At 64.5% G+C, this 18,375-nt stretch carries 13 protein-coding genes, 8 tRNA genes and 1 pseudogene; 16 read left to right on the top strand and 6 right to left on the bottom strand.

Going from position 1 to position 18,375, the window contains the following annotated elements:
• The 4 genes from ppk1 to XcodCFBP4690_RS04275 all read right to left on the bottom strand — a co-directional run bounded on the left by ppk1 (nt 1) and on the right by XcodCFBP4690_RS04275 (nt 6,169).
• Nucleotides 1-2,103 carry a polyphosphate kinase 1 gene (gene ppk1, locus XcodCFBP4690_RS04290; RefSeq protein ID WP_104539888.1) on the bottom strand — a complete coding sequence of 701 codons (2,103 nt, stop codon included), beginning with the start codon at nt 2,101-2,103 and terminating at the stop codon, nt 1-3.
• Nucleotides 2,104-2,224: 121 nt separating this feature from the next.
• Nucleotides 2,225-3,553: a phosphate regulon sensor histidine kinase PhoR gene (phoR, locus tag XcodCFBP4690_RS04285; RefSeq protein ID WP_167394468.1), complete on the bottom strand. Its 1,329-nt coding sequence runs from the start codon at nt 3,551-3,553 to the stop codon at nt 2,225-2,227.
• A 79-nt stretch (nt 3,554-3,632) separates the two neighbouring features.
• Complete coding sequence (gene phoB / locus XcodCFBP4690_RS04280) at nt 3,633-4,322, bottom strand: phosphate regulon transcriptional regulator PhoB (RefSeq protein ID WP_104539801.1); 690 nt, start codon at nt 4,320-4,322, stop codon at nt 3,633-3,635.
• Nucleotides 4,323-4,522: 200 nt separating this feature from the next.
• Nucleotides 4,523-6,169, bottom strand: coding sequence for a M48 family metalloprotease (locus XcodCFBP4690_RS04275; protein ID WP_104539887.1), 1,647 nt, complete (start codon nt 6,167-6,169; stop codon nt 4,523-4,525).
• 149 nt (nt 6,170-6,318) lie between these two features.
• Here XcodCFBP4690_RS04275 and grxC point away from each other — a divergent pair, with 149 nt between their 5' ends.
• From grxC to XcodCFBP4690_RS04260, 3 genes are all read left to right on the top strand, one after another.
• Nucleotides 6,319-6,624 carry a glutaredoxin 3 gene (grxC, locus tag XcodCFBP4690_RS04270; RefSeq protein ID WP_104539800.1) on the top strand — a complete coding sequence of 102 codons (306 nt, stop codon included), beginning with the start codon at nt 6,319-6,321 and terminating at the stop codon, nt 6,622-6,624.
• The gene (locus XcodCFBP4690_RS04265) at nt 6,621-7,016 is read left to right on the top strand and encodes a carboxymuconolactone decarboxylase family protein (protein WP_104539799.1); all 396 of its coding nucleotides are present in this window, start codon (nt 6,621-6,623) and stop codon (nt 7,014-7,016) included. The genes grxC and XcodCFBP4690_RS04265 overlap by 4 nt, the downstream gene beginning before the upstream one ends.
• A gap of 262 nt (nt 7,017-7,278) precedes the next feature.
• A complete protein-coding gene (locus tag XcodCFBP4690_RS04260; protein WP_104539798.1) occupies nt 7,279-8,286 on the top strand; it encodes an isocitrate dehydrogenase in 1,008 nt (335 codons plus the stop codon).
• A 140-nt stretch (nt 8,287-8,426) separates the two neighbouring features.
• On the opposite strand, the gene XcodCFBP4690_RS04255 is transcribed toward XcodCFBP4690_RS04260, so the two are convergent.
• A complete protein-coding gene (locus tag XcodCFBP4690_RS04255; protein WP_104539797.1) occupies nt 8,427-9,188 on the bottom strand; it encodes a Bax inhibitor-1/YccA family protein in 762 nt (253 codons plus the stop codon).
• Nucleotides 9,189-9,341: 153 nt separating this feature from the next.
• Here XcodCFBP4690_RS04255 and XcodCFBP4690_RS04250 point away from each other — a divergent pair.
• The 4 genes from XcodCFBP4690_RS04250 to XcodCFBP4690_RS04235 all read left to right on the top strand — a co-directional run bounded on the left by XcodCFBP4690_RS04250 (nt 9,342) and on the right by XcodCFBP4690_RS04235 (nt 9,813).
• Nucleotides 9,342-9,418: transfer RNA gene (locus tag XcodCFBP4690_RS04250), tRNA-Pro, on the top strand.
• 42 nt (nt 9,419-9,460) lie between these two features.
• A tRNA-Arg gene (locus XcodCFBP4690_RS04245) sits at nt 9,461-9,537 on the top strand.
• A gap of 32 nt (nt 9,538-9,569) precedes the next feature.
• A tRNA-His gene (locus tag XcodCFBP4690_RS04240) sits at nt 9,570-9,646 on the top strand.
• A gap of 91 nt (nt 9,647-9,737) precedes the next feature.
• Nucleotides 9,738-9,813: transfer RNA gene (locus tag XcodCFBP4690_RS04235), tRNA-Lys, on the top strand.
• A 237-nt stretch (nt 9,814-10,050) separates the two neighbouring features.
• On the opposite strand, the pseudogene XcodCFBP4690_RS04230 reads toward XcodCFBP4690_RS04235, so the two are convergent.
• Nucleotides 10,051-10,239 (bottom strand): annotated as a pseudogene (locus XcodCFBP4690_RS04230) (alpha/beta hydrolase); the annotation flags it as partial.
• 782 nt (nt 10,240-11,021) lie between these two features.
• Here XcodCFBP4690_RS04230 and XcodCFBP4690_RS04225 point away from each other — a divergent pair.
• From XcodCFBP4690_RS04225 to XcodCFBP4690_RS04185, 9 genes are all read left to right on the top strand, one after another.
• Nucleotides 11,022-11,106, top strand: a tRNA-Leu gene (locus XcodCFBP4690_RS04225).
• A gap of 197 nt (nt 11,107-11,303) precedes the next feature.
• A complete protein-coding gene (gene tig, locus XcodCFBP4690_RS04220; protein WP_104539796.1) occupies nt 11,304-12,596 on the top strand; it encodes a trigger factor in 1,293 nt (430 codons plus the stop codon).
• Between the two features lie 92 nt (nt 12,597-12,688).
• Nucleotides 12,689-13,315, top strand: a complete 627-nt coding sequence (clpP, locus tag XcodCFBP4690_RS04215) for an ATP-dependent Clp endopeptidase proteolytic subunit ClpP (RefSeq protein WP_002806026.1) — start codon at nt 12,689-12,691, stop codon at nt 13,313-13,315.
• Between the two features lie 125 nt (nt 13,316-13,440).
• Nucleotides 13,441-14,727: an ATP-dependent Clp protease ATP-binding subunit ClpX gene (gene clpX / locus XcodCFBP4690_RS04210; protein WP_005920420.1), complete on the top strand. Its 1,287-nt coding sequence runs from the start codon at nt 13,441-13,443 to the stop codon at nt 14,725-14,727.
• Nucleotides 14,728-14,871: 144 nt separating this feature from the next.
• Nucleotides 14,872-17,343 carry an endopeptidase La gene (gene lon, locus XcodCFBP4690_RS04205; RefSeq protein ID WP_104539795.1) on the top strand — a complete coding sequence of 824 codons (2,472 nt, stop codon included), beginning with the start codon at nt 14,872-14,874 and terminating at the stop codon, nt 17,341-17,343.
• Between the two features lie 214 nt (nt 17,344-17,557).
• Nucleotides 17,558-17,830 (top strand): HU family DNA-binding protein, encoded by a 273-nt coding sequence (locus XcodCFBP4690_RS04200; RefSeq protein ID WP_002806049.1) that lies wholly within the window; start codon nt 17,558-17,560, stop codon nt 17,828-17,830.
• Between the two features lie 11 nt (nt 17,831-17,841).
• A tRNA-Val gene (locus tag XcodCFBP4690_RS04195) sits at nt 17,842-17,916 on the top strand.
• Between the two features lie 28 nt (nt 17,917-17,944).
• Nucleotides 17,945-18,021: transfer RNA gene (locus XcodCFBP4690_RS04190), tRNA-Asp, on the top strand.
• A gap of 93 nt (nt 18,022-18,114) precedes the next feature.
• Nucleotides 18,115-18,191, top strand: a tRNA-Asp gene (locus XcodCFBP4690_RS04185).
• Nucleotides 18,192-18,375: the final 184 nt, after the last annotated feature.

Here is an 18,375-nt window from a genome sequence, read left to right as displayed (position 1 = left end):
TCAGATCCGATCGAGCAGCGTCATCTGCGCCGAATGTGGCGGTTCTCCGGGCGCAGGGGTGCGCTTGTGGTAGACGCCCTCGGCATCCAGTTCCCAGGCGCTGACGTTGTCGTCCAGATAGTTCTGCAGCACCTCGCGATACACGCGCCTGGCCAGATCCGGCTCCAGGATCGGGAAACAGGTTTCCACCCGGCGCAACAGGTTGCGTTCCAGCCAGTCGGCGCTGGCGCAATACAGCTCGGCCGCGCCGTCGTTGCCGAACCAGTACACGCGGCTGTGTTCGAGAAAACGCCCCACGATCGAACGCACGCGGATATTGTCGGACACGCCCGGCACGCCCGGCCGCAGCGTGCACGCCCCGCGGATGATCAGGTCGATCTGCACGCCGGCTTGCGACGCGGCATACAGGGCACGCACCACCTGCGGTTCGTTGAGTGCGTTCATCTTGGCGATGATGCGGCCCGGGCGGCCGTTGCGGGCCAGGCGGGTTTCGCGTTCGATGCGTTTCAGCACGCCGGCATGCAGGGTGAACGGCGATTGCAGCAGCTGATCCAGCTTCATGCGCGGGGCCAGCCCGGACAGTTGCTGGAACAGCATGTGCACATCGTTGCCGATCTCCGCATCGGCGGTGATCAGGCTGATGTCGGTGTATATCCGCGCGGTGCCGCTGTGGTAATTGCCGGTGCCCAGATGCACATAGCGTTTGAGCTTGCGTCCCTCGCGGCGCACGATCAGCAGCATCTTGGCATGGGTCTTGTAGCCGACCACGCCGTAGACCACCTGCACACCGGCTTCCTGCAACTTGTCGGCCAGCCCCAGGTTGGCCTCTTCGTCGAAGCGCGCGCGCAGCTCCACCACCACGGTGACGTCCTTGCCGTTGCGCGCGGCCAGGATCAGCGCATCGACGATCAACGAATCCTTGCCGGTACGGTAGAGGGTCTGCTTGATGGCCAGTACGTTCGGATCGACCGCCGCCTGCCGGATCACGTCCAGCACCGCGGTGAACGCGTCGAAGGGGTGGTGCAGCAGCACATCGCCCTTGCCGACGATATCGAAGATGCCCTCGCTGTCGCGCAGGGTGCGCGGATTGAACGAGGGATACTTCAGTTCGGGGCGCTGCACCAGGTCGTAGACCTGGGTGACGCGGCTGAGGTTGACCGGGCCGACGATGCGGTACACGGCGTTCTCGTTCAGGCCGAAGTTCTGCAGCAGGGTGCGCATGATCGGCGCCGGACAATCGTGCGCGATTTCCAGGCGGACCGCCGGCCGGTAGCCGCGCGTGACCAGCTCATCGCGCAGGGCGAGCGCAAGATTTTCGACCTCTTCCTCGTCCACCACCAACTCGGAATTGCGGGTGACGCGGAACTGGTAGGACCCCTTGACCTGCATGCCCGGGAACAGCTCGTCCACGAACTCGGACAGCACCGAGGACAGGAACACGAAACTCTGCGCGCCTTCCGGCGACAGGCTGGACGGCAACTGGATGATGCGCGGCAACGAACGCGGCGCCCGCACGATGGCAAGGTGGCCGGCGCGTCCGAACGCATCCTGTCCTTCCAGCACCACCACGATGTTCAGTGTCTTGTTGAGGATCTTCGGAAACGGATGCGCCGGGTCCAGCCCCAGCGGCGAGAGCACCGGCATGATCTCGTTGCGGAAATAGGCGCGCAGCCAGCGCTTCTGCCGCGCCGTCCATGCGGTACGGCTGAGCACCGCCACGCCGGCCTCTTCCATCGCCGGGCGCAGTACCTCGTTCCAGGCGTGGTACTGCTGCTCCACCAGCTTGGCCGCGCGATCGTGCACGGCATTGAGGATGGCGGTGGGGCTCAGGCCATCCGGTGCCGGCGGCAGGCCGAACTCCTGCGCATGCCGCACGGTGGCCGCGCGGATCTCGAAGAATTCGTCCAGGTTGGTGCAGGAAATGCACAGGAAACGCAGGCGTTCCAGCAGCGGTACCTGTTCGTCCAGCGCCTGCGCCAATACCCGGAAATTGAAGTCCAGCTGCGACAGCTCGCGATTGATGTACAGCGCCGGATCACGCAGCGGATCGGTGGCGATGTCGTCACCGGGTGTGACGTCGTGCAGTTCTTTGGCGTGTCCCATGGAGTCGGTCATCAAGGCGAATGGGTGTGCGTTGTGTGCGGCGCGCGGGCCGCGGCGCAGGCGATGCGACACGGATGACGCCGGTGCATCGCGCCGCGCTGCGGCCTGCACCTCTTACATATCACGCCGAGCGTGACAGTGGCAGGGACTGTTCGCGTTGCACGACACGGGCGGCCACGAAATGGCACGAGAATTCGCTGCCGCGTCCCACCTCGCTTTCGATCTCCAGCCGCGCCTGGTGCAGGCCCAGGATGTGCTTGACGATCGACAGCCCCAGCCCGGTGCCGCCGCTCTCGCGCGAGCGGCTGCTGGAGACGCGATAGAAGCGTTCGGTGATGCGCGGAAGATGCGAGGCGGGGATGCCGTAGCCGGTGTCGCGCACCGCCAGCGCCGCGCCGTCGCCTTCGCGCAGGAAATGGATCGTGACCGTGCCGCCGCCGGGCGTGTAGCGCACCGCGTTGGTCACCAGGTTGGAGAAAGCGCTGTGCAGTTCCTTGTTGGAGCCGAGCAGATCCACGCCGGCCTCGTCGATCACTTCCACCGTGTGCCGGCCCTGGCTGTGCGCCTCGGCCTCGCGGCGCAGGGTGGACAGCATCGGCGCCATCGCCACGTGTTCTTCGCCGAGTTCTTCCTGCGATTCCAGTCGCGACAGGGTCAGCAGGTCTTCCACCAGCTGCGCCATGCGCTGGGACTGCTTGCGCATCTCCGCCAGCATCGGGCCCGAGTCCGGGAAGTCCTCCGGGTCGAGCATGTCCAGGTAGCCGTGCACCACCGTCAGCGGGGTGCGCAGCTCGTGCGAGACATTGGCCACGAAGTCGCGGCGGACCTGCTCCAGGCGCAGCAGCTTGCTGACATCGCGCGCCACCAGCAGCCAGTAATCGTCCGAATAAGGGATCAGTCGCAGGTTCAGGCGCAGGTCCGGATCCACCGGCGAGGCCGCATCGAGCATTGGTTCTGCATTGCGCCCGGCCGCCAGCCAATGTGCCAGCGGCAGCGGTTGCAGGCGTTCCACCACCGACACGCCCATGTCGCCGGGATGGTGCAGGCCAAGCAGGCCGCCGGCGGCCTTGTTGAACCACTGCACGCGCTGGCTGTTGCGGTCTACCACCACCACCGCATCGGGCAGCGCCTGCGCGGCGGCGCGGTAGGTGCGCAGCATGTCGATCAGGCGCCGCTTGCGCCCGCGCATTTCGGCCTGGCTGCGGTACAGCAGGCGGTCCAGTTCGTTCCAGGCGCCGACGCCGGCGGCGGGTTCGGCGCGCTGGCGCGCAGTGAGCCGGCGCAGCACCTGGCGCAGCCGCCAGTAATGCCAGCTCAGCACGCCCAGCGCGGTGAGCGTCAGTGCCATCCACACATGCTCGATCAACACGCCCACCACGACGGCAGCGCCCAACAACAGCGCAAGGGTGCCGAGCGTCTTGAGCCAGGCGGAACGGATATGTTGAGGCATGGAAGGCGTTACCACGAAGCGTCAGGTAGGCAGCTGCCCGGCCATCCAATGTGGCGGCCCGGCGGCTGTGCGGCAACGATCAGGTTGCCGAGGAAAAGCGATAGCCCGAGCCACGCACGGTCTGCACCATGTTTTCCAGGCCGAACGGTTCCAGCGTCTTGCGCAGGCGGCGGATGTGCACGTCGATGGTGCGCTCTTCCACGTACACGCTGCCGCCCCAGACATGGTCCAGCAGCTGGGTACGCGTATACACGCGCTCGGGATGGGTCATGAAGAAGTGCAGCAGGCGGTATTCGGTCGGGCCGATCGGCACCGGCGCATCGCCGGCGAACACGCGGTGCGCCGCGCCATCGATCCGCAGGCGGCCCACTGCCACGCTGCCGTCCTCATCGTCATCGCGGGTACGCCGCATCACCGCACGGATACGTGCCAGCAACTCACGGGCCGAGAACGGCTTGACCACATAGTCGTCGACGCCGGCTTCCAGGCCGCCGACACGGTCGTTCTCTTCGCCGCGCGCGGTCAGCATGATGATCGGAATCTCGCGCGTCAGCTGTTCCTTGCGCCAGCGCCGTGCCAGGTCCAGGCCGCTGGTGCCGGGCAGCATCCAGTCCAGCAAGATCAGATCCGGCACCCGGTCGGCGATGGCGGTCTGCGCCTCGCGCGCGTCGCCGGCATGGATGGGCTCGAACTCGCCTTTGCGCAGCGCGAACGCCACCATGTCGCGAATCGCGGGTTCGTCATCGACGATCAGAATGCGTTTCTGCACGCGGGGCGTACCGTCTGGCTTTGGTGGTCGCCAGTAGACTACGGTTTTGTGACTCTAATGTGACATGGTCGGCGCAGCCTATGGGCGGCGCACGGCCCTAGCAAACAAACTGGACTGGAAAAGCGTGACAAGGTCCAGTACGTCGCACGGCACACTGTCATCCGAATCCCAAATCCCAAATCCCAAATCCCGCCAAAGCGTCACTGCGTCGACAGATCCGGGTCGCGAATTCCCTGCCGGCGCAGTTCCAGCACCGTGGGCGTGATCGCGGCGATGCGCGCATCCACCCGCGCCCGTGTCACATAGTCCAGATCCTTCTTCTTCAGCGCCTCTAGCTGCAGCAAGGCCTGCTCCGGGCGCCCGTTCAGATACGCGGACTCGGCATAGGCCTCGCTGGCGCGCAGATGGTCCCCGGCCAGCTCGCAGGCGCGGGCATAGGTCTGCTGCAGCAACGGGTCCTCGCCACTGCGATGCAGCAGCGGCTCCAGCACCTGGCGTGCGCGCTGGCCGGATTGCTTGTTGGCCTGCTCGTTGAGCGCGCCGGCGTAGGTCAGCGCCACCGCGCGATTGTTCGGCAACCGCTTGAGCAAGGCATCGAAACGCGCATTGGCCGCCTCGCGCTGGCCGACGCGTGCCTGCGCCTCGCTCAGGCCCAGCGCCAGCCACAGATTGTCCGGGTGCGTCTCCAGCAGGCTGGTCAGTTCGGACACCGGTTCGCCGGGCCGGCCGCCGCTGTTGCGCAGCCTGGCCAGCGCCAGCCCATAGCGCTGCGCATCGCTCAGGCCATGCTTGGCGCTGCGGCGCAGGTTCTCGTATTCGCGGATGGCCGCATCCGGCGTGGTGGCGCTGAGCACGCGCAGGCGCTCCTTGGCCCAATCGAAGCCCTGCTGGTCGCCGCCGCGGCTGAGCGCGTCCACCGGCAACCGCAGCGCGTAGGGCAGCAGTGCGTTGCCGTTGCGGCTCAACGGCTCCGATAGCGACGGGTCGGCCGGGTCCACGCGTTCATGGCGCGTGCCGCCCGGTACCGAGGTGGTCAGCACCACGGTGTTCTTTTTCATCTGCTCGGCGCGCGCCTTGGCTTCGCTGATGCGGGTGGTGGTGACCGGGTGGGTCTGCAGGAAATCCGGTGCGCTGTAGCCGCCCTCGTTGGCGCGCATCGCCACCGACATGCGTTCGAAGAAGCCGGCCATCGCATCGACGTCGTAGCCGCTGCGTACCAGGGTGCGGATGCCCAGTCGGTCGGCCTCGGATTCATTGGAGCGGGTGTAGTCGATCTGGCGCTGCTGCATCAGCCCCATGGCGCTGGTGATGGTGGCCATGGTGGCATCGCCCTTGGAGTTGCCACCGGCCTGCTGCGCCGCCACCACCGCGGCCAGCATGCCGAGCAGGATCGGAATCTGGTCGCGCTGCGCGCGTTCCACCCCGCGCAGTACGTGCTGCTGGGTGACATGGGCGATTTCGTGCGACAGCACCGCCGCCACTTCGTCCTCGCGCTCGGCGGTCAGCACCAGCCCGGCGTTGACCGCGATGTAGCCGCCCAGCGTGGCGAACGCGTTGATCTGGCGGTCGCGCAGCATGAAGAAGGTGAACGGCTGCTGCGGCTGATCGCTGTTGGCGCCCAGGCGGGTGCCCATGGTCTGCAGCCAGTCGCTGATCAACGGGTCGTCCAGCACGTAGTCGTAGTTGCGCAGCTCGGCCAGCATCATCTTGCCGTACTCGGCCTGGCGCGCCGGCGTCAGCAGTTCGCCGGCCGACGAACCGATATCGGGCAGGCGGTTCTCCTGCGCGGGTGCCACGCCCATGGCGACGGCCAGGGTCAGGGCGGTAGCGAGCGGAAGCAGGCGCAAGTAGAACTCCCAGGTGGTGCGCGGAGCATGCGGGGCAGCAGGCACGGCGGCGTGAATCGGCTATTAATCCACAGTGTTGCGGTGGCGAGGTGGAAATTCCAGTCGCCCGTTACCATGTGTCAGACCTCAGACCAACCACGGAGTTTCCTGTGAGCCAAGACCACACCGGGCAGGACGCGGCCGCCGGCCCGCAGATCACCTTGTATTCCACCGCCATCTGCCCGTACTGCGTGGCGGCCAAGAATTTCCTCAAGAGCAAGGGCCAGACCTGGACCGAGGTGCGGATCGACCTGGACCCGGCCGAGCGCGAGAAGATGGTCGCGCTGGCGCGGCGCACCAGCGTGCCGCAGATCTTCGTCGGCGACGTCCACGTGGGCGGCTACGACGACATGATGGCCATGCATCGCGCCGGCAAGCTGGAGCCGCTGTTCACCGGCACGGGCGGTCAGGCATGAGTGGTTCCGACGACGGCAGCGCCGACCGCCTGCGCGAGTTCACCGAGTTCCGCCAGCGCATGAACCAGCGCATCCTGGCCGAGCCCAATCAGGTCGTGCGGCGCTTCTTCGCGCTTGACACCCAGACCTACCAGGCCGGCGCGCTGGACGTGAAGACCAAGGAACTGCTTGGCCTGGTCGCTTCGATGGTGCTGCGCTGCGATGACTGCATCAGCTATCACGTCGCCCAGTGCAAGGAGGCCGGGGTGAGCCGTGAGGAGTTCTTCGAGACCTTCTCGGTCGGCCTGGTGGTAGGCGGTTCGATCGTGATCCCGCACCTGCGCCGCGCGGTGGATTTCCTCGACCAGCTCGAAGGCGGCGCACCGCCACCGGTCCAGCACGCGCATGGTTGATGGCTGCGGCTGAGCGGGTGACTGACGTTCGGGATTGGGAATTGGGGATTCGCGAAGGGCCGATCGCGCCGCAGTCGAGGCGGCGCGTTGCGTTTGGATGGTCGGTCCCGGGCGGGCTGCCCGCATGCCGTCCATGCCTTAGACCAAGGTCGGTTTGGGCGCCTTCACCGGCATCGGGCATAATTGCCTGTGAAACCTCCTTGCGCCGGTGAGCCGGGCTTCCGGCTGGCGCTCCCCCCTTCAAGTTCGGAAACCCAACGTTATGACGCAGACAATCACGGTCATCCGCGGCGACGGTATTGGCCCGGAGATCATGGATGCCACGCTGTTCGTGCTCGACGCGCTGCAGGCTGGCCTGACCTACGAATACGCCGATGCCGGCCTGGTCGCGCTGGAAAAGCATGGCGATCTGCTGCCCGAGTCCACCCTGGCCTCGATCACCAAGAACAAGGTCGCCCTGAAGAGCCCGCTGACCACGCCGGTCGGCGAGGGTTTCAGCTCGATCAACGTGGCCATGCGTCGCAAGTTCGACCTGTACGCCAATGTGCGTCCGGCCAAGTCATTCCCGAACACCAAGTCGCGCTTCGCCGATGGCGTGGACCTGATCACCGTGCGCGAGAACACCGAAGGCGCGTACCTGAGCGAAGGCCAGACCGTGTCCGAGGATGGCGAGACCGCGTTCTCCGGCACCCGCATCACCCGCAAGGGCTCCGAGCGCATAGTGCGCTACGCCTTCGACCTGGCGCGCGCCACCGGCCGTAAGAAGGTCACCGCGGTGCACAAGGCCAACATCATCAAGTCCACCTCGGGCCTGTTCCTGAAGGTGGCCCGCGATGTGGCCGCGCAATACCCGGAAATCGAATTCCAGGAAATGATCGTCGACAACACCTGCATGCAGCTGGTGATGCGTCCGGAGCAGTTCGACATCATCGTGACCACCAACCTTTTCGGCGACATCATCTCCGACCTGTGCGCCGGTCTGGTGGGCGGTCTGGGTCTGGCGCCGGGCGCCAATATCGGTGTCGACGCGGCCATCTTCGAGGCCGTGCACGGCTCGGCGCCGGATATCGCCGGGCAGGGCAAGGCCAACCCGTGTGCGCTGCTGCTGGGCGCGGCGCAGATGCTGGACCATATCGGCCAGCCGCAGAACGCCGAGCGCCTGCGCGAGGCTATCGTGGCTACCCTGGAAGCCAAGGATTCGCTGACCCCCGACCTAGGCGGCACCGGCAACACCATGGGCTTCGCCAAGGCCATCGCCAGCCGCCTCTGAGTGGGCGGGTCGAATGCACAAAAACAAAAGGCGCCTAGGCGCCTTTTGTTTTGCTCGGAAGTTGCTGAGAAGCCGCATCCGCTCATCGACTGCAGAAAACCGCTTTTACGATTCCCCAATCCCGATTCCCGACTCCCAGCTCAATTCCGCGACTGCAGCTTCGACAGCAAGCGCAGGAACTCGATGTACAGCCACACCAGCGTGACCATCAGGCCGAACGCGCCATACCACTCCATGTGCTTGGGCGCGCCCTGCGCGACCCCGCTTTCGATGAAGTCGAAGTCCAGTACCAGGTTCAGCGCAGCCACAACCACCACGAACAGGCTGAAGCCGATACCGATCAGGCCCGAGTCGTGGATAAAGGGAATGCGCACGCCGAACATGCCCAGCACGATGGTCGCCAGATACACCAGTGCGATGCCGCCGGTGGCTGCGACGACGCCGAGCTTGAAGTTCTCGGTAGCCTTGATCAATCCGCTGCGATACGCGAACAACAGCGCGAACATGGTGCCGAACGTCAGCAGTACCGCCTGGAACACGATGCCGTCGAAACGCGCCTCGTAGACCGCCGAGATCGAGCCCAGGAAGAGGCCCTCCACCAGTGCGTACAGCGGCGCGGTGACCGGTGACCAGGTCGGCTTGAAGCAGGTCGCGATTGCGAACACCAGCCCGCCGATCGCGCCGGCGATCATGTACAGGCGTGCCGCCGGCAGCGGTGTGCCGTCGGCGCCGATCGATTGCGACCACGCGAACGCAGCGGTGACCACCGCCATCAACAACAGCAGCCCGATCTTGTTGACGGTGCCATTGAGGGTCATCGCCTGGCCGTCGCGGGTGACCACCGAGCCGGAGCCGAGGTCGAGGAAAGTGGATTCCCGAAGAGCCGGGTTACCGCTACGCATGCGCGTTCTCCATATGTTAAAGGGTGCCCGCCTTGCCGGCGAGCGATAGTGGGAGGATACGTGATCTCCCAATTTACACAGGGTGATTGACAGCGAAGCCAATCATTCCCAAAATAGCCGGCCTTTCCAGCCTTCGGGATTGAAAGGTCCCGCCGGGGTATAGCGCAGTCTGGTAGCGCGCCTGCTTTGGGAGCAGGATGTCGGGGGTTCGAATCCCTCTACCCCGACCATTCCGAGCTCCTTGCGGCGTGGGAATGCGAAGTTCGGTCCGGGCGCCCGTAGCTCAACCGGATAGAGCACCGGCCTTCTAAGCCGGCGGTTACAGGTTCGAGTCCTGTCGGGCGCGCCATCGGCGGTACGGTAGGAAGCAGGTTTTCAGTGGTGGCTGTAGCTCAGCTGGTTAGAGTACTGGATTGTGATTCCAGATGTCGGGGGTTCGAGTCCCCTCAGCCACCCCACTGAAACAGGCGATTGCAGGAAAGTTTGACCCGACGCGTCGCGGGTGTTGCAACGAAGCAAAAACGCGCATACAATGTGCGACCAGTTTCAGGGCCGTTAGCTCAGTTGGTAGAGCAGTTGACTCTTAATCAATAGGTCCAAGGTTCGAATCCTTGACGGCCCACCAGACAGGCAGCCACTCAGCGCAAGTTGAGTGGCTGTTTTTATTTGTGCTGATGTGTGTTTCCGGCGAAGCAGTCGTGACCAGTGCGTTCTTCTGTTGCCAGTGCAAGTGGGGCGCGTCTTGCGCCAGACACTGGCGGCGTCCTCTCAGCTGCGCAATGGAGCTACAGATCTTCTGTGGCCCGCACTCCTGCAGACGGCGGCAACATCCTGCGCGCCGTCTTTGGTGTCGTCGGTCCTCTTAGCGCTGCTTGTCCAGCAACTGCTGGCGCACGGCGATCATGCAGCTTTCCTTGCTGGCCAGATGTACCAGGGCATCGTTGTCGGCAGGGTTGCCGCTTCCCACATCCACTACCGACACCTGCGTGCCGCCGCGACGTTTGAAGGCGGCGATGGCCGTGGTTGCGTTCTTCAACGGGACGGTAGCGTCGGCGAATGCGGCTGTGTGGGGGAGTGGTGAGGCGCTTGAAGGTGTTGGCTGCAGGCAATCCACAAGGCGCGTGGATCAAGGCGCGCGTGACGGCGGATTGCGCGGCAACAGCCAGTAGATGGGTGCTGGCGAAGCCCTGGCTGTGCGGGTGGGCAGACTATGTGCCTGTAGATCGGGGCGGCATTCGGCAACAACGAAGCGCACGCTCTCCGCGCGAACGTCCCGCACACCATCGCAGACGTCGATTCATCCGATGGTGGCGGTGGGGCGCTGTCTTCTGGTCCAGCATGTCGCAGCGCAATCGTGAACGACGCAGGCCAGGAGTTGTCGGGCCACATCGCCCCTTTGCGCCTATCGGCGTTCTTTTCCGCAACGTCCTGCGCTGCGCCCACGACGTCTAGATCGCCTTCGGTGCGCTCTTGCAGAGCGCGCTGGGTGTGCGATGCGGTCGGTAGGCCATGCTTGCGCGTGCGCCAGCATCTCCTGGTGGCGGGCGACAAGGGTAGGTGTCAAGCCATCGGCGTTGACTGACATGATCCGCTCTTCGAGGTCGATGTCTCCGGGGCAGTCCCGCGGCAAGGCCGCGATCTGCGGGTACCGCCTGATGCGGGCTCGACAATGAACCGTTCACCGGGTTCCAGTGCCGGGTTCGCCGTCAGCAGCGGCGCGAGGAAGCGCCAGGCTCCGCTGAGTGGCGCAGCAGGGGCAGCCGGGCCCCGGAAGGCAGTGGTGCTTTTTCTTTGTCGGCGTCCCTGTAACAATAGTTGGGTGCCTGCGGCATTGCGAAAGTGGCGGAATTGGTAGACGCACCAGATTTAGGTTCTGACGCCGCAAGGCGTGGGGGTTCGAGTCCCCCCTTTCGCACCACTGCAGTGCGGCCGTGAGCACTCCGGCCGCTGCAGCGCCCGTCATACCCTCGCTTTTTGCTCTCTGGGGCGCCCGCCCCGCTGGCAGCGGCCGCCGTTATCGGCGAAACTACAAGGCTCGGCGGCTTTCTCGCCATCCGTCAACCCGCATCTTCCATCTCGTGCCGACGCCATGCGCTGTCGGTGGCAGGAGTCAACATGCAAGCTTCGATCGAATCCACCGGCAATCTGGAACGCCGCCTGACCTTCACCCTGCCGCAGGAGCGCCTGGAGACGCATGTCGGTGGCCGCCTGCGCGAGCTTGCGCGGACCACGCGCATCAAGGGCTTCCGTCCGGGCAAGGTGCCGCCGAAGGTGATCGAGCAGCGTTTCGGGCAGCAGGTGCGTGCCGAAGCGATGGAAGGCCTGCTGCGTGAGACCTTCGATTCGGCGGTGCGTGAGCACTCGTTGCGCCTGGCCGGCAACCCGCGCATCGACCAGGGCGAAAGCGACTTCGATTTCGTCGCCACCTTCGAAGTGGTGCCGGATTTCGGCGACATCGATGTGAGTAAGCTGTCGGTGGTGCGTCACACCGCCGAAGTGACCGATGCCGACATCGACCAGATGATCGAAAACCTGCGTCTGCAGCGCCGTACCTGGAACCCGGTCGCGCGCGGCGCGCAGGTCGGCGACCTGGTGGCGCTGGAGACCTGGTCGCAGGCCGGCGACGAGCGTTTGCCCGCCGAAGGCGTGGAGACCGGCAGCAGCGTGTTGGGCTCGGGCGTGATGTTCGACCAGATCGAAAAGGGGCTGGAAGGGCTGTCCAAGGGTGAAGAAAAGACTCTGAGCGTGGATTTTCCGGCCGAATGGCGCGTGCCGCAGCTGGCCGGCAAGACCGTGCAGGTGCACGTCAAGGCGGTCGAAGTGTCCGAACCGGTGTTGCCGGCGGTGGACAAGGAGTTCATCAAGAGCTTCGGGGTGAAGAGTGGCGATGCCGAGCAGTTCCGCGCCGACATTCGCACCAACCTGGAGCGCGAGCTCAAGGGCGCGCTGATGAACCGCCTGCGCCGCGAAGTGGGCGAGCAGCTGATCGCCGCCTACGCGCATGTCGAAATGCCGCCGCGCCTGGTCGAGAACGAAGCGCGTTCGATGCTGGCCCAGCAGGTCGAGCAGGTGCGCCGCAGTGGCCGCGATCCGGGCCAGGTGCCGGACGACGCCTATCAGGGTTTCATGGACGCCGCCGCCAAGCGCGTGCTGGTCGGCCTGCTGGTGGGCGAGGTGGCCCGTCGCAACGAGCTGCGCCTGGAATCCAAGCGCGTCAGCGAAACGCTGCGTCTGATCGCCTCGACCTACGAAGAGCCCGAGCAGGTCATTGAGATGTACCGCAACGATCCCCAGTTGATGGGTGGGCTGCAGAGCCGTGTGATGGAAGAGCAGGTGATCGACTGGATCGCCGAGCGCGCCCAGCACACCGAGCAGTCGCTGTCGTTCCAGGACGCCATCCGGGTCTGAGGCGGTAGCAAGAGAACCGCGACCCGCCGTCGTCGGGGCGCGGATATCGAACACGGGCAGCGGCACAGGCCGTTGCCACAACAGGAAGACTGATGAGCATTGTGACCAAAGCCCTGAACCTGGTGCCGATGGTGGTCGAACAGACCAGCCGTGGCGAGCGTGCGTACGACATCTACTCGCGTCTGCTGAAGGAGCGTCTGATCTTCCTGGTCGGTCCCATCGACGACCATATGGCCAATGTGATCGTGGCCCAGCTGCTGTTCCTGGAAGCGGACAATCCGGAGAAGGACATCAGCATCTACATCAATTCGCCAGGCGGCGTGGTCACCGCCGGTATGGCGATCTACGACACCATGCAGTACATCAAGCCGGACGTGAGCACCATCTGCGTCGGCCAGGCGGCCTCCATGGGCGCGCTGCTGCTGGCCTCGGGTGCGGCGGGCAAGCGCTATGCGCTGCCGAATTCGCGCGTGATGATCCACCAGCCGCTGGGCGGCTTCCAGGGTCAGGCGACGGATATCGACATCCACGCCCGCGAGATCCTGACCCTGCGTTCGCGTCTGAACGAGATCCTCGCCAAGCATACCGGCCAGTCGCTGGAGACCATCGCACGCGACACCGAGCGCGACAACTTCAAGAGTGCCGTCGACGCCCAGGCCTATGGCCTGGTCGATCAGGTGCTGGAGCGTCGTCCGGAAGAGTCGATCCAGCCGTCTTGATCGCCAGGTCGCTGAAATTGCAGGAAAATCCGGCAGGGTCGGGCAGGGCGAATGTCCTCCCGGCCCTGTGCTATTCTCGAAATCGAACCCCCGTGCATCGGGTGGGGTAACTGGGTAACAGAAGCATGAGCGAAGACCGCCAAGGTCGTTCCGGCGACAGCAACAAGATTCTCTACTGCTCGTTCTGCGGTAAGAGTCAGCATGAGGTCCGCAAGCTGATTGCCGGTCCCAGCGTATTCATCTGCGATGAGTGCGTTGAGTTATGCAACGACATCATCCGTGAGGAGCTCGAAGAGAAGGCGCAGTCGGCGCGGTCCAGCCTGCCCAAGCCGCGCGAGATCCTCGAGGTGCTGGACCAGTACGTGATCGGACAGCTGCGTGCCAAGCGCACGCTCGCGGTGGCGGTGTACAACCACTACAAGCGCATCGAGAGCCGCAGCAAGAACGACGACGTCGAGCTGGCGAAGTCCAACATCCTGCTGGTCGGTCCGACCGGTTCGGGCAAGACCCTGCTGGCCGAGACGCTGGCGCGCCTGCTCAATGTGCCGTTCACCATCGCCGATGCCACCACGCTGACCGAAGCCGGCTATGTCGGCGAGGACGTGGAAAACATCATCCAGAAGCTGCTGCAGAAGTGCGACTACGACGTCGAGAAGGCGCAGCAGGGCATCGTCTACATCGATGAAATCGACAAGATCTCGCGCAAGAGCGAGAACCCGTCGATCACCCGCGATGTGTCCGGCGAAGGCGTGCAGCAGGCGCTGCTGAAGCTGATCGAAGGCACGGTGGCGTCGGTACCGCCGCAGGGCGGCCGCAAGCATCCGCAGCAGGAATTCCTGCAGGTGGACACCAAGAACATCCTGTTCATTTGCGGCGGCGCGTTCGCCGGGCTGGACAAGGTGATCCAGCAGCGGTCCAACGATGCCGGCGGCATTGGCTTCGGTGCCAAGGTCAAGAGCAGCGAGCGCAAGCAGGAAGTGGGCAAGATCCTGGCCGAGGTCGAGCCGGAAGATCTGATCAAGTTCGGCCTGATTCCGGAATTCGTCGGTCGCCTGCCGGTGGTCGCCACGCTGGAGGAGCTGGACGAGCCGGCGCTGATCAAGATCCTGACCGAGCCCAAGAACGCCATCACCAAGCAGTTCAGGAAGTTGTTCGACATGGAAGGCGTGGAGCTGGAGTTCCGCCCCGACGCGCTGTCGGCGATCGCCAAGAAGGCGCTCAAGCGCAAGACCGGCGCCCGCGGCCTGCGTACCATCGTCGAATCGGTGCTGCTGGACACCATGTACGAGCTGCCGTCGCAGGAAAATGTCAGCAAGGTGGTGGTGGACGAGTCGGTGATCGAGCACAAGTCCGAGCCGTATCTGATCTACCAGGCGCAACCGGCGCCGGCCAAGGCTGCGTCCGGGGACTGAGCCCCGCCAGCCAGCCAGCCAGGCGGTGTCCTCGCTGGCGGCTAAAGGGTTTCCGAGCGCTACTTGCAACGTCCAGCCGATGGCCCCATAACGGGGCCATCGGCTTTTTTTACGCCTTGAATTCCCATTCCTGCGGAGCGCCCCATGGCCCAGTCCCAACCAGAAGTTCTCGATCTGCCGGTGTTGCCGCTGCGCGACGTGGTGGTGTTTCCGCACATGGTGATCCCGCTGTTCGTCGGCCGTGACAAGTCGATGCGCGCGCTGGAAAAGGCCATGGAGGCGGACAAGCGCATCCTGCTGGTGGCGCAGAAGTCGGCCGAAACCGACGACCCTGCGGCGGCCGATCTGTATACCGTCGGCACCCTGGCGCAGGTGCTGCAGCTGCTCAAGCTTCCCGACGGCACCATCAAGGTGCTGGTCGAAGGCCTGTCGCGCGTTACCGTCGACAAGGTGGTCGAGCTGGATGGCGCGTTGCAGGGCCAGGGCATCGAGGTGGAAGCCAGCGATGCGCGCGAGCCGCGCGAAGTGGAGGCGATCGCGCGCTCCTTGATGTCGCTGTTCGAGCAATACGTCAAGACCAACCGCAAGCTGCCGCCCGAACTGCTCCAGACCCTGGCCGGTATCGACGAGCCGGGTCGCCTGGCCGACACCATTGCCGCGCATATCGGCGTGCGCCTGGCCGACAAGCAGCGTCTGCTGGAGATCACCGACATCGGCGAGCGGCTGGAGTTGCTGGTCGGACTGGTGGACGGCGAAATCGACGTGCAGCAGCTGGAAAAGCGCATCCGTGGCCGCGTGAAGTCACAGATGGAAAAGAGCCAGCGCGAGTACTACCTCAACGAGCAGATGAAGGCGATCCAGAAGGAGCTGGGCGACCTGGACGACGCGCCGGGCGAACTGGAGGAGCTGGCCCGCAAGATCGCCGAGGCGGGCATGCCCAAGCCGGTGGAAACCAAGGCCAAGGCCGAACTCAACAAGCTCAAGCAGATGTCGCCGATGTCCGCTGAGGCGGCGGTGGTGCGCAACTATCTGGACTGGTTGCTGGGCGTGCCGTGGAAGAAGCGCACCAAGGTCCGCAAGGATCTGAAGGTGGCCGAGGACACCCTGGACGCCGATCACTACGGCCTGGACAAGGTCAAGGAACGCATCCTCGAATACCTGGCGGTGCAGTCACGCGTGAAGCAGATGAAGGGGCCGATCCTGTGCCTGGTCGGGCCGCCGGGCGTGGGCAAGACCTCGCTCGGGCAGTCGATCGCCAAGGCCACCAATCGCAAGTTCGTGCGCATGAGCCTGGGCGGCATCCGCGACGAGGCCGAGATCCGCGGCCATCGCCGGACCTATGTCGGGTCCATGCCCGGCCGCCTGGTGCAGAACCTCAACAAGGTCGGCAGCAAGAATCCGCTGTTCCTGCTGGACGAAATCGACAAGATGTCGATGGACTTCCGTGGCGACCCGTCGTCGGCGCTGCTGGAGGTGCTCGACCCCGAGCAGAACAACTCCTTCAACGATCACTATCTGGAAGTGGATCTGGACCTGTCGGAGGTGATGTTCGTCGCCACGTCCAACTCGCTCAACATCCCCGGCCCGCTGCTGGATCGCATGGAGGTCATTCGCATCCCCGGCTATACCGAGGACGAAAAGCTCAACATCGCCATGCGTTATCTGGTGCCCAAGCAGATCAAGGCCAATGGCTTGAAGCCCGAAGAGATCGAGATCGGCGGCGACGCCATCCAGGACGTCGTGCGCTACTACACGCGCGAATCGGGTGTGCGTAATCTGGAGCGCGAAATCGCCAAGATCTGCCGCAAGGTGGTGAAGGAAATCGCGCTGGCCGGCCCGCAGCCGGCCGTCAAGAAAGCGGTCGCCAAGAAGGGCAAGCCGAAGGCGCTGGTGACGGTGGGCTCGAAGAATCTCGACAAGTATCTCGGTGTGCGTCGCTTCGACTTCGGGCGCGCCGAGGAAGAAAACGAGATCGGCCTGGTGACCGGTCTGGCCTGGACCGAGGTCGGTGGCGAATTGCTGCAGATCGAATCCACGCTGGTGCCGGGCAAGGGCAACCTGATCCTCACCGGCCAGCTCGGCAATGTCATGAAGGAATCCGCATCGGCGGCGCTGTCGGTGGTGCGCTCGCGCGCCGAGCGCTTGGGCATCGACGTGGATTTCCTGCAGAAGCAGGACGTGCACGTGCACGTTCCCGACGGCGCTACGCCGAAGGACGGCCCCAGCGCAGGTATCGCGATGGTGACCTCGCTGGTGTCGATCCTGACCCGCGTGCCGATCCGGGCCGATGTGGCGATGACTGGCGAAATCACCTTACGCGGCCGCGTGTCGGCCATCGGTGGGCTGAAGGAAAAGTTGCTGGCTGCGCTGCGTGGCGGTATCCGCACGGTGCTGATTCCGGATGAGAACCGCAAGGACCTGGCCGACATTCCTGCCAACGTCACCCGCGACCTGAAGATCGTACCGGTGAAGTGGATCGACGAAGTGCTGGATCTGGCGCTGGAGCGGCCGCTGGCGCCCAAGAAGGTCGGCAAGGAAAAGGCGCGCAAGACCGCTTCGCGCGTGGCTGTCCGCGGCAAGTCGCGCACCACTCCAGGAGCCCGCGTCAAGCACTAACGTGCGCTGTCTAAGACGTCCCGAAACAAGCCAAAACCCGCGTCGTTATTGGGTTTTGGCTTGCGTGCTGTTGGGGGCGCTGGTATAAATGCACGACTCGTGGGCGCGGCAAAATGTGATGCGTCACGCGATACCACTTGTGTCGGGTTCTTCGCTAACGGCAAGAGCGCCGATTGTCGATTCCGCGGCATCTGCCGCAAAGGGAGTTTCAAGAATGAATAAAACCGAATTGATCGATGGCGTTGCCGCTGCCGCTGACATCTCCAAGGCTGAAGCTGGCCGTGCTGTCGACGCGGTTGTGAGCGAAATCACCAAGGCGCTGAAGAAGGGCGACGCCGTCACCCTCGTTGGCTTCGGCACCTTCCAGGTCCGCGAGCGCGCCGAGCGTACCGGCCGTAATCCGAAGACGGGCGACAGCATCAAGATCGCCGCTTCGAAGAATCCTGCATTCAAGGCTGGTAAAGCCCTGAAGGATGCAGTAAACTAATCGACTCGCTAGGGTGCTTAGCTCAGCGGTAGAGCGTCTCCCTTACACGGAGAGGGTCGGGGGTTCGAAACCCTCAGCACCCACCACTAAGCACCAGGCAAAAGTTTCAAGCGCGGAGCGGTAGTTCAGCTGGTTAGAATGCTGGCCTGTCACGCCGGAGGTCGCGGGTTCGAGTCCCGTCCGCTCCGCCAGTTACACGCAAAGCCCCTGAGCGATTGGGGGCTTCGCTTTCTCCACCACATTCGTGCTGCGAATGTCGTGGGGCAGATGTCCAAGTTTAAAGCGGAGCGGTAGTTCAGCTGGTTAGAATGCTGGCCTGTCACGCCGGAGGTCGCGGGTTCGAGTCCCGTCCGCTCCGCCAGTTACACCAAAGCCCCTGGCCTTGTGCCGGGGGCTTTTTTTTGGCCTTCGGGCAGCGCTCCAAGCCAGACGGTGTGCAGCGCCGCATTTGGAAATCGGCAGTGGCATCGCTCGACCATACGGTGGGCGCGCGTCCGTCTCGATGCGCCGAATGCGCCTGCATCGCTCCGGATCGGCGGTTTTTG

This window comes from Xanthomonas codiaei (genome assembly GCF_002939785.1).
GTDB lineage: Bacteria > Pseudomonadota > Gammaproteobacteria > Xanthomonadales > Xanthomonadaceae > Xanthomonas > Xanthomonas codiaei.
Note: the sequence above shows the minus strand (reverse complement) of the source record. Positions and strands in the feature narration are given on the sequence as shown.

Bases quoted from the DNA above. Each gene is read 5' to 3' on its own strand.
- ppk1 (WP_104539888.1), bottom strand. From the start codon at position 2,103: ATGGGACACGCCAAAGAACTGCACGACGTCACACCCGGTGACGACATC.
- phoR (WP_167394468.1), bottom strand. From the start codon at position 3,553: ATGCCTCAACATATCCGTTCCGCCTGGCTCAAGACGCTCGGCACCCTT.
- XcodCFBP4690_RS04265 (WP_104539799.1), top strand. From the start codon at position 6,621: ATGAGTGGTTCCGACGACGGCAGCGCCGACCGCCTGCGCGAGTTCACC.
- XcodCFBP4690_RS04260 (WP_104539798.1), top strand. From the start codon at position 7,279: ATGACGCAGACAATCACGGTCATCCGCGGCGACGGTATTGGCCCGGAG.
- XcodCFBP4690_RS04255 (WP_104539797.1), bottom strand. From the start codon at position 9,188: ATGCGTAGCGGTAACCCGGCTCTTCGGGAATCCACTTTCCTCGACCTC.
- tig (WP_104539796.1), top strand. From the start codon at position 11,304: ATGCAAGCTTCGATCGAATCCACCGGCAATCTGGAACGCCGCCTGACC.
- clpP (WP_002806026.1), top strand. From the start codon at position 12,689: ATGAGCATTGTGACCAAAGCCCTGAACCTGGTGCCGATGGTGGTCGAA.
- clpX (WP_005920420.1), top strand. From the start codon at position 13,441: ATGAGCGAAGACCGCCAAGGTCGTTCCGGCGACAGCAACAAGATTCTC.
- lon (WP_104539795.1), top strand. From the start codon at position 14,872: ATGGCCCAGTCCCAACCAGAAGTTCTCGATCTGCCGGTGTTGCCGCTG.
- XcodCFBP4690_RS04200 (WP_002806049.1), top strand. From the start codon at position 17,558: ATGAATAAAACCGAATTGATCGATGGCGTTGCCGCTGCCGCTGACATC.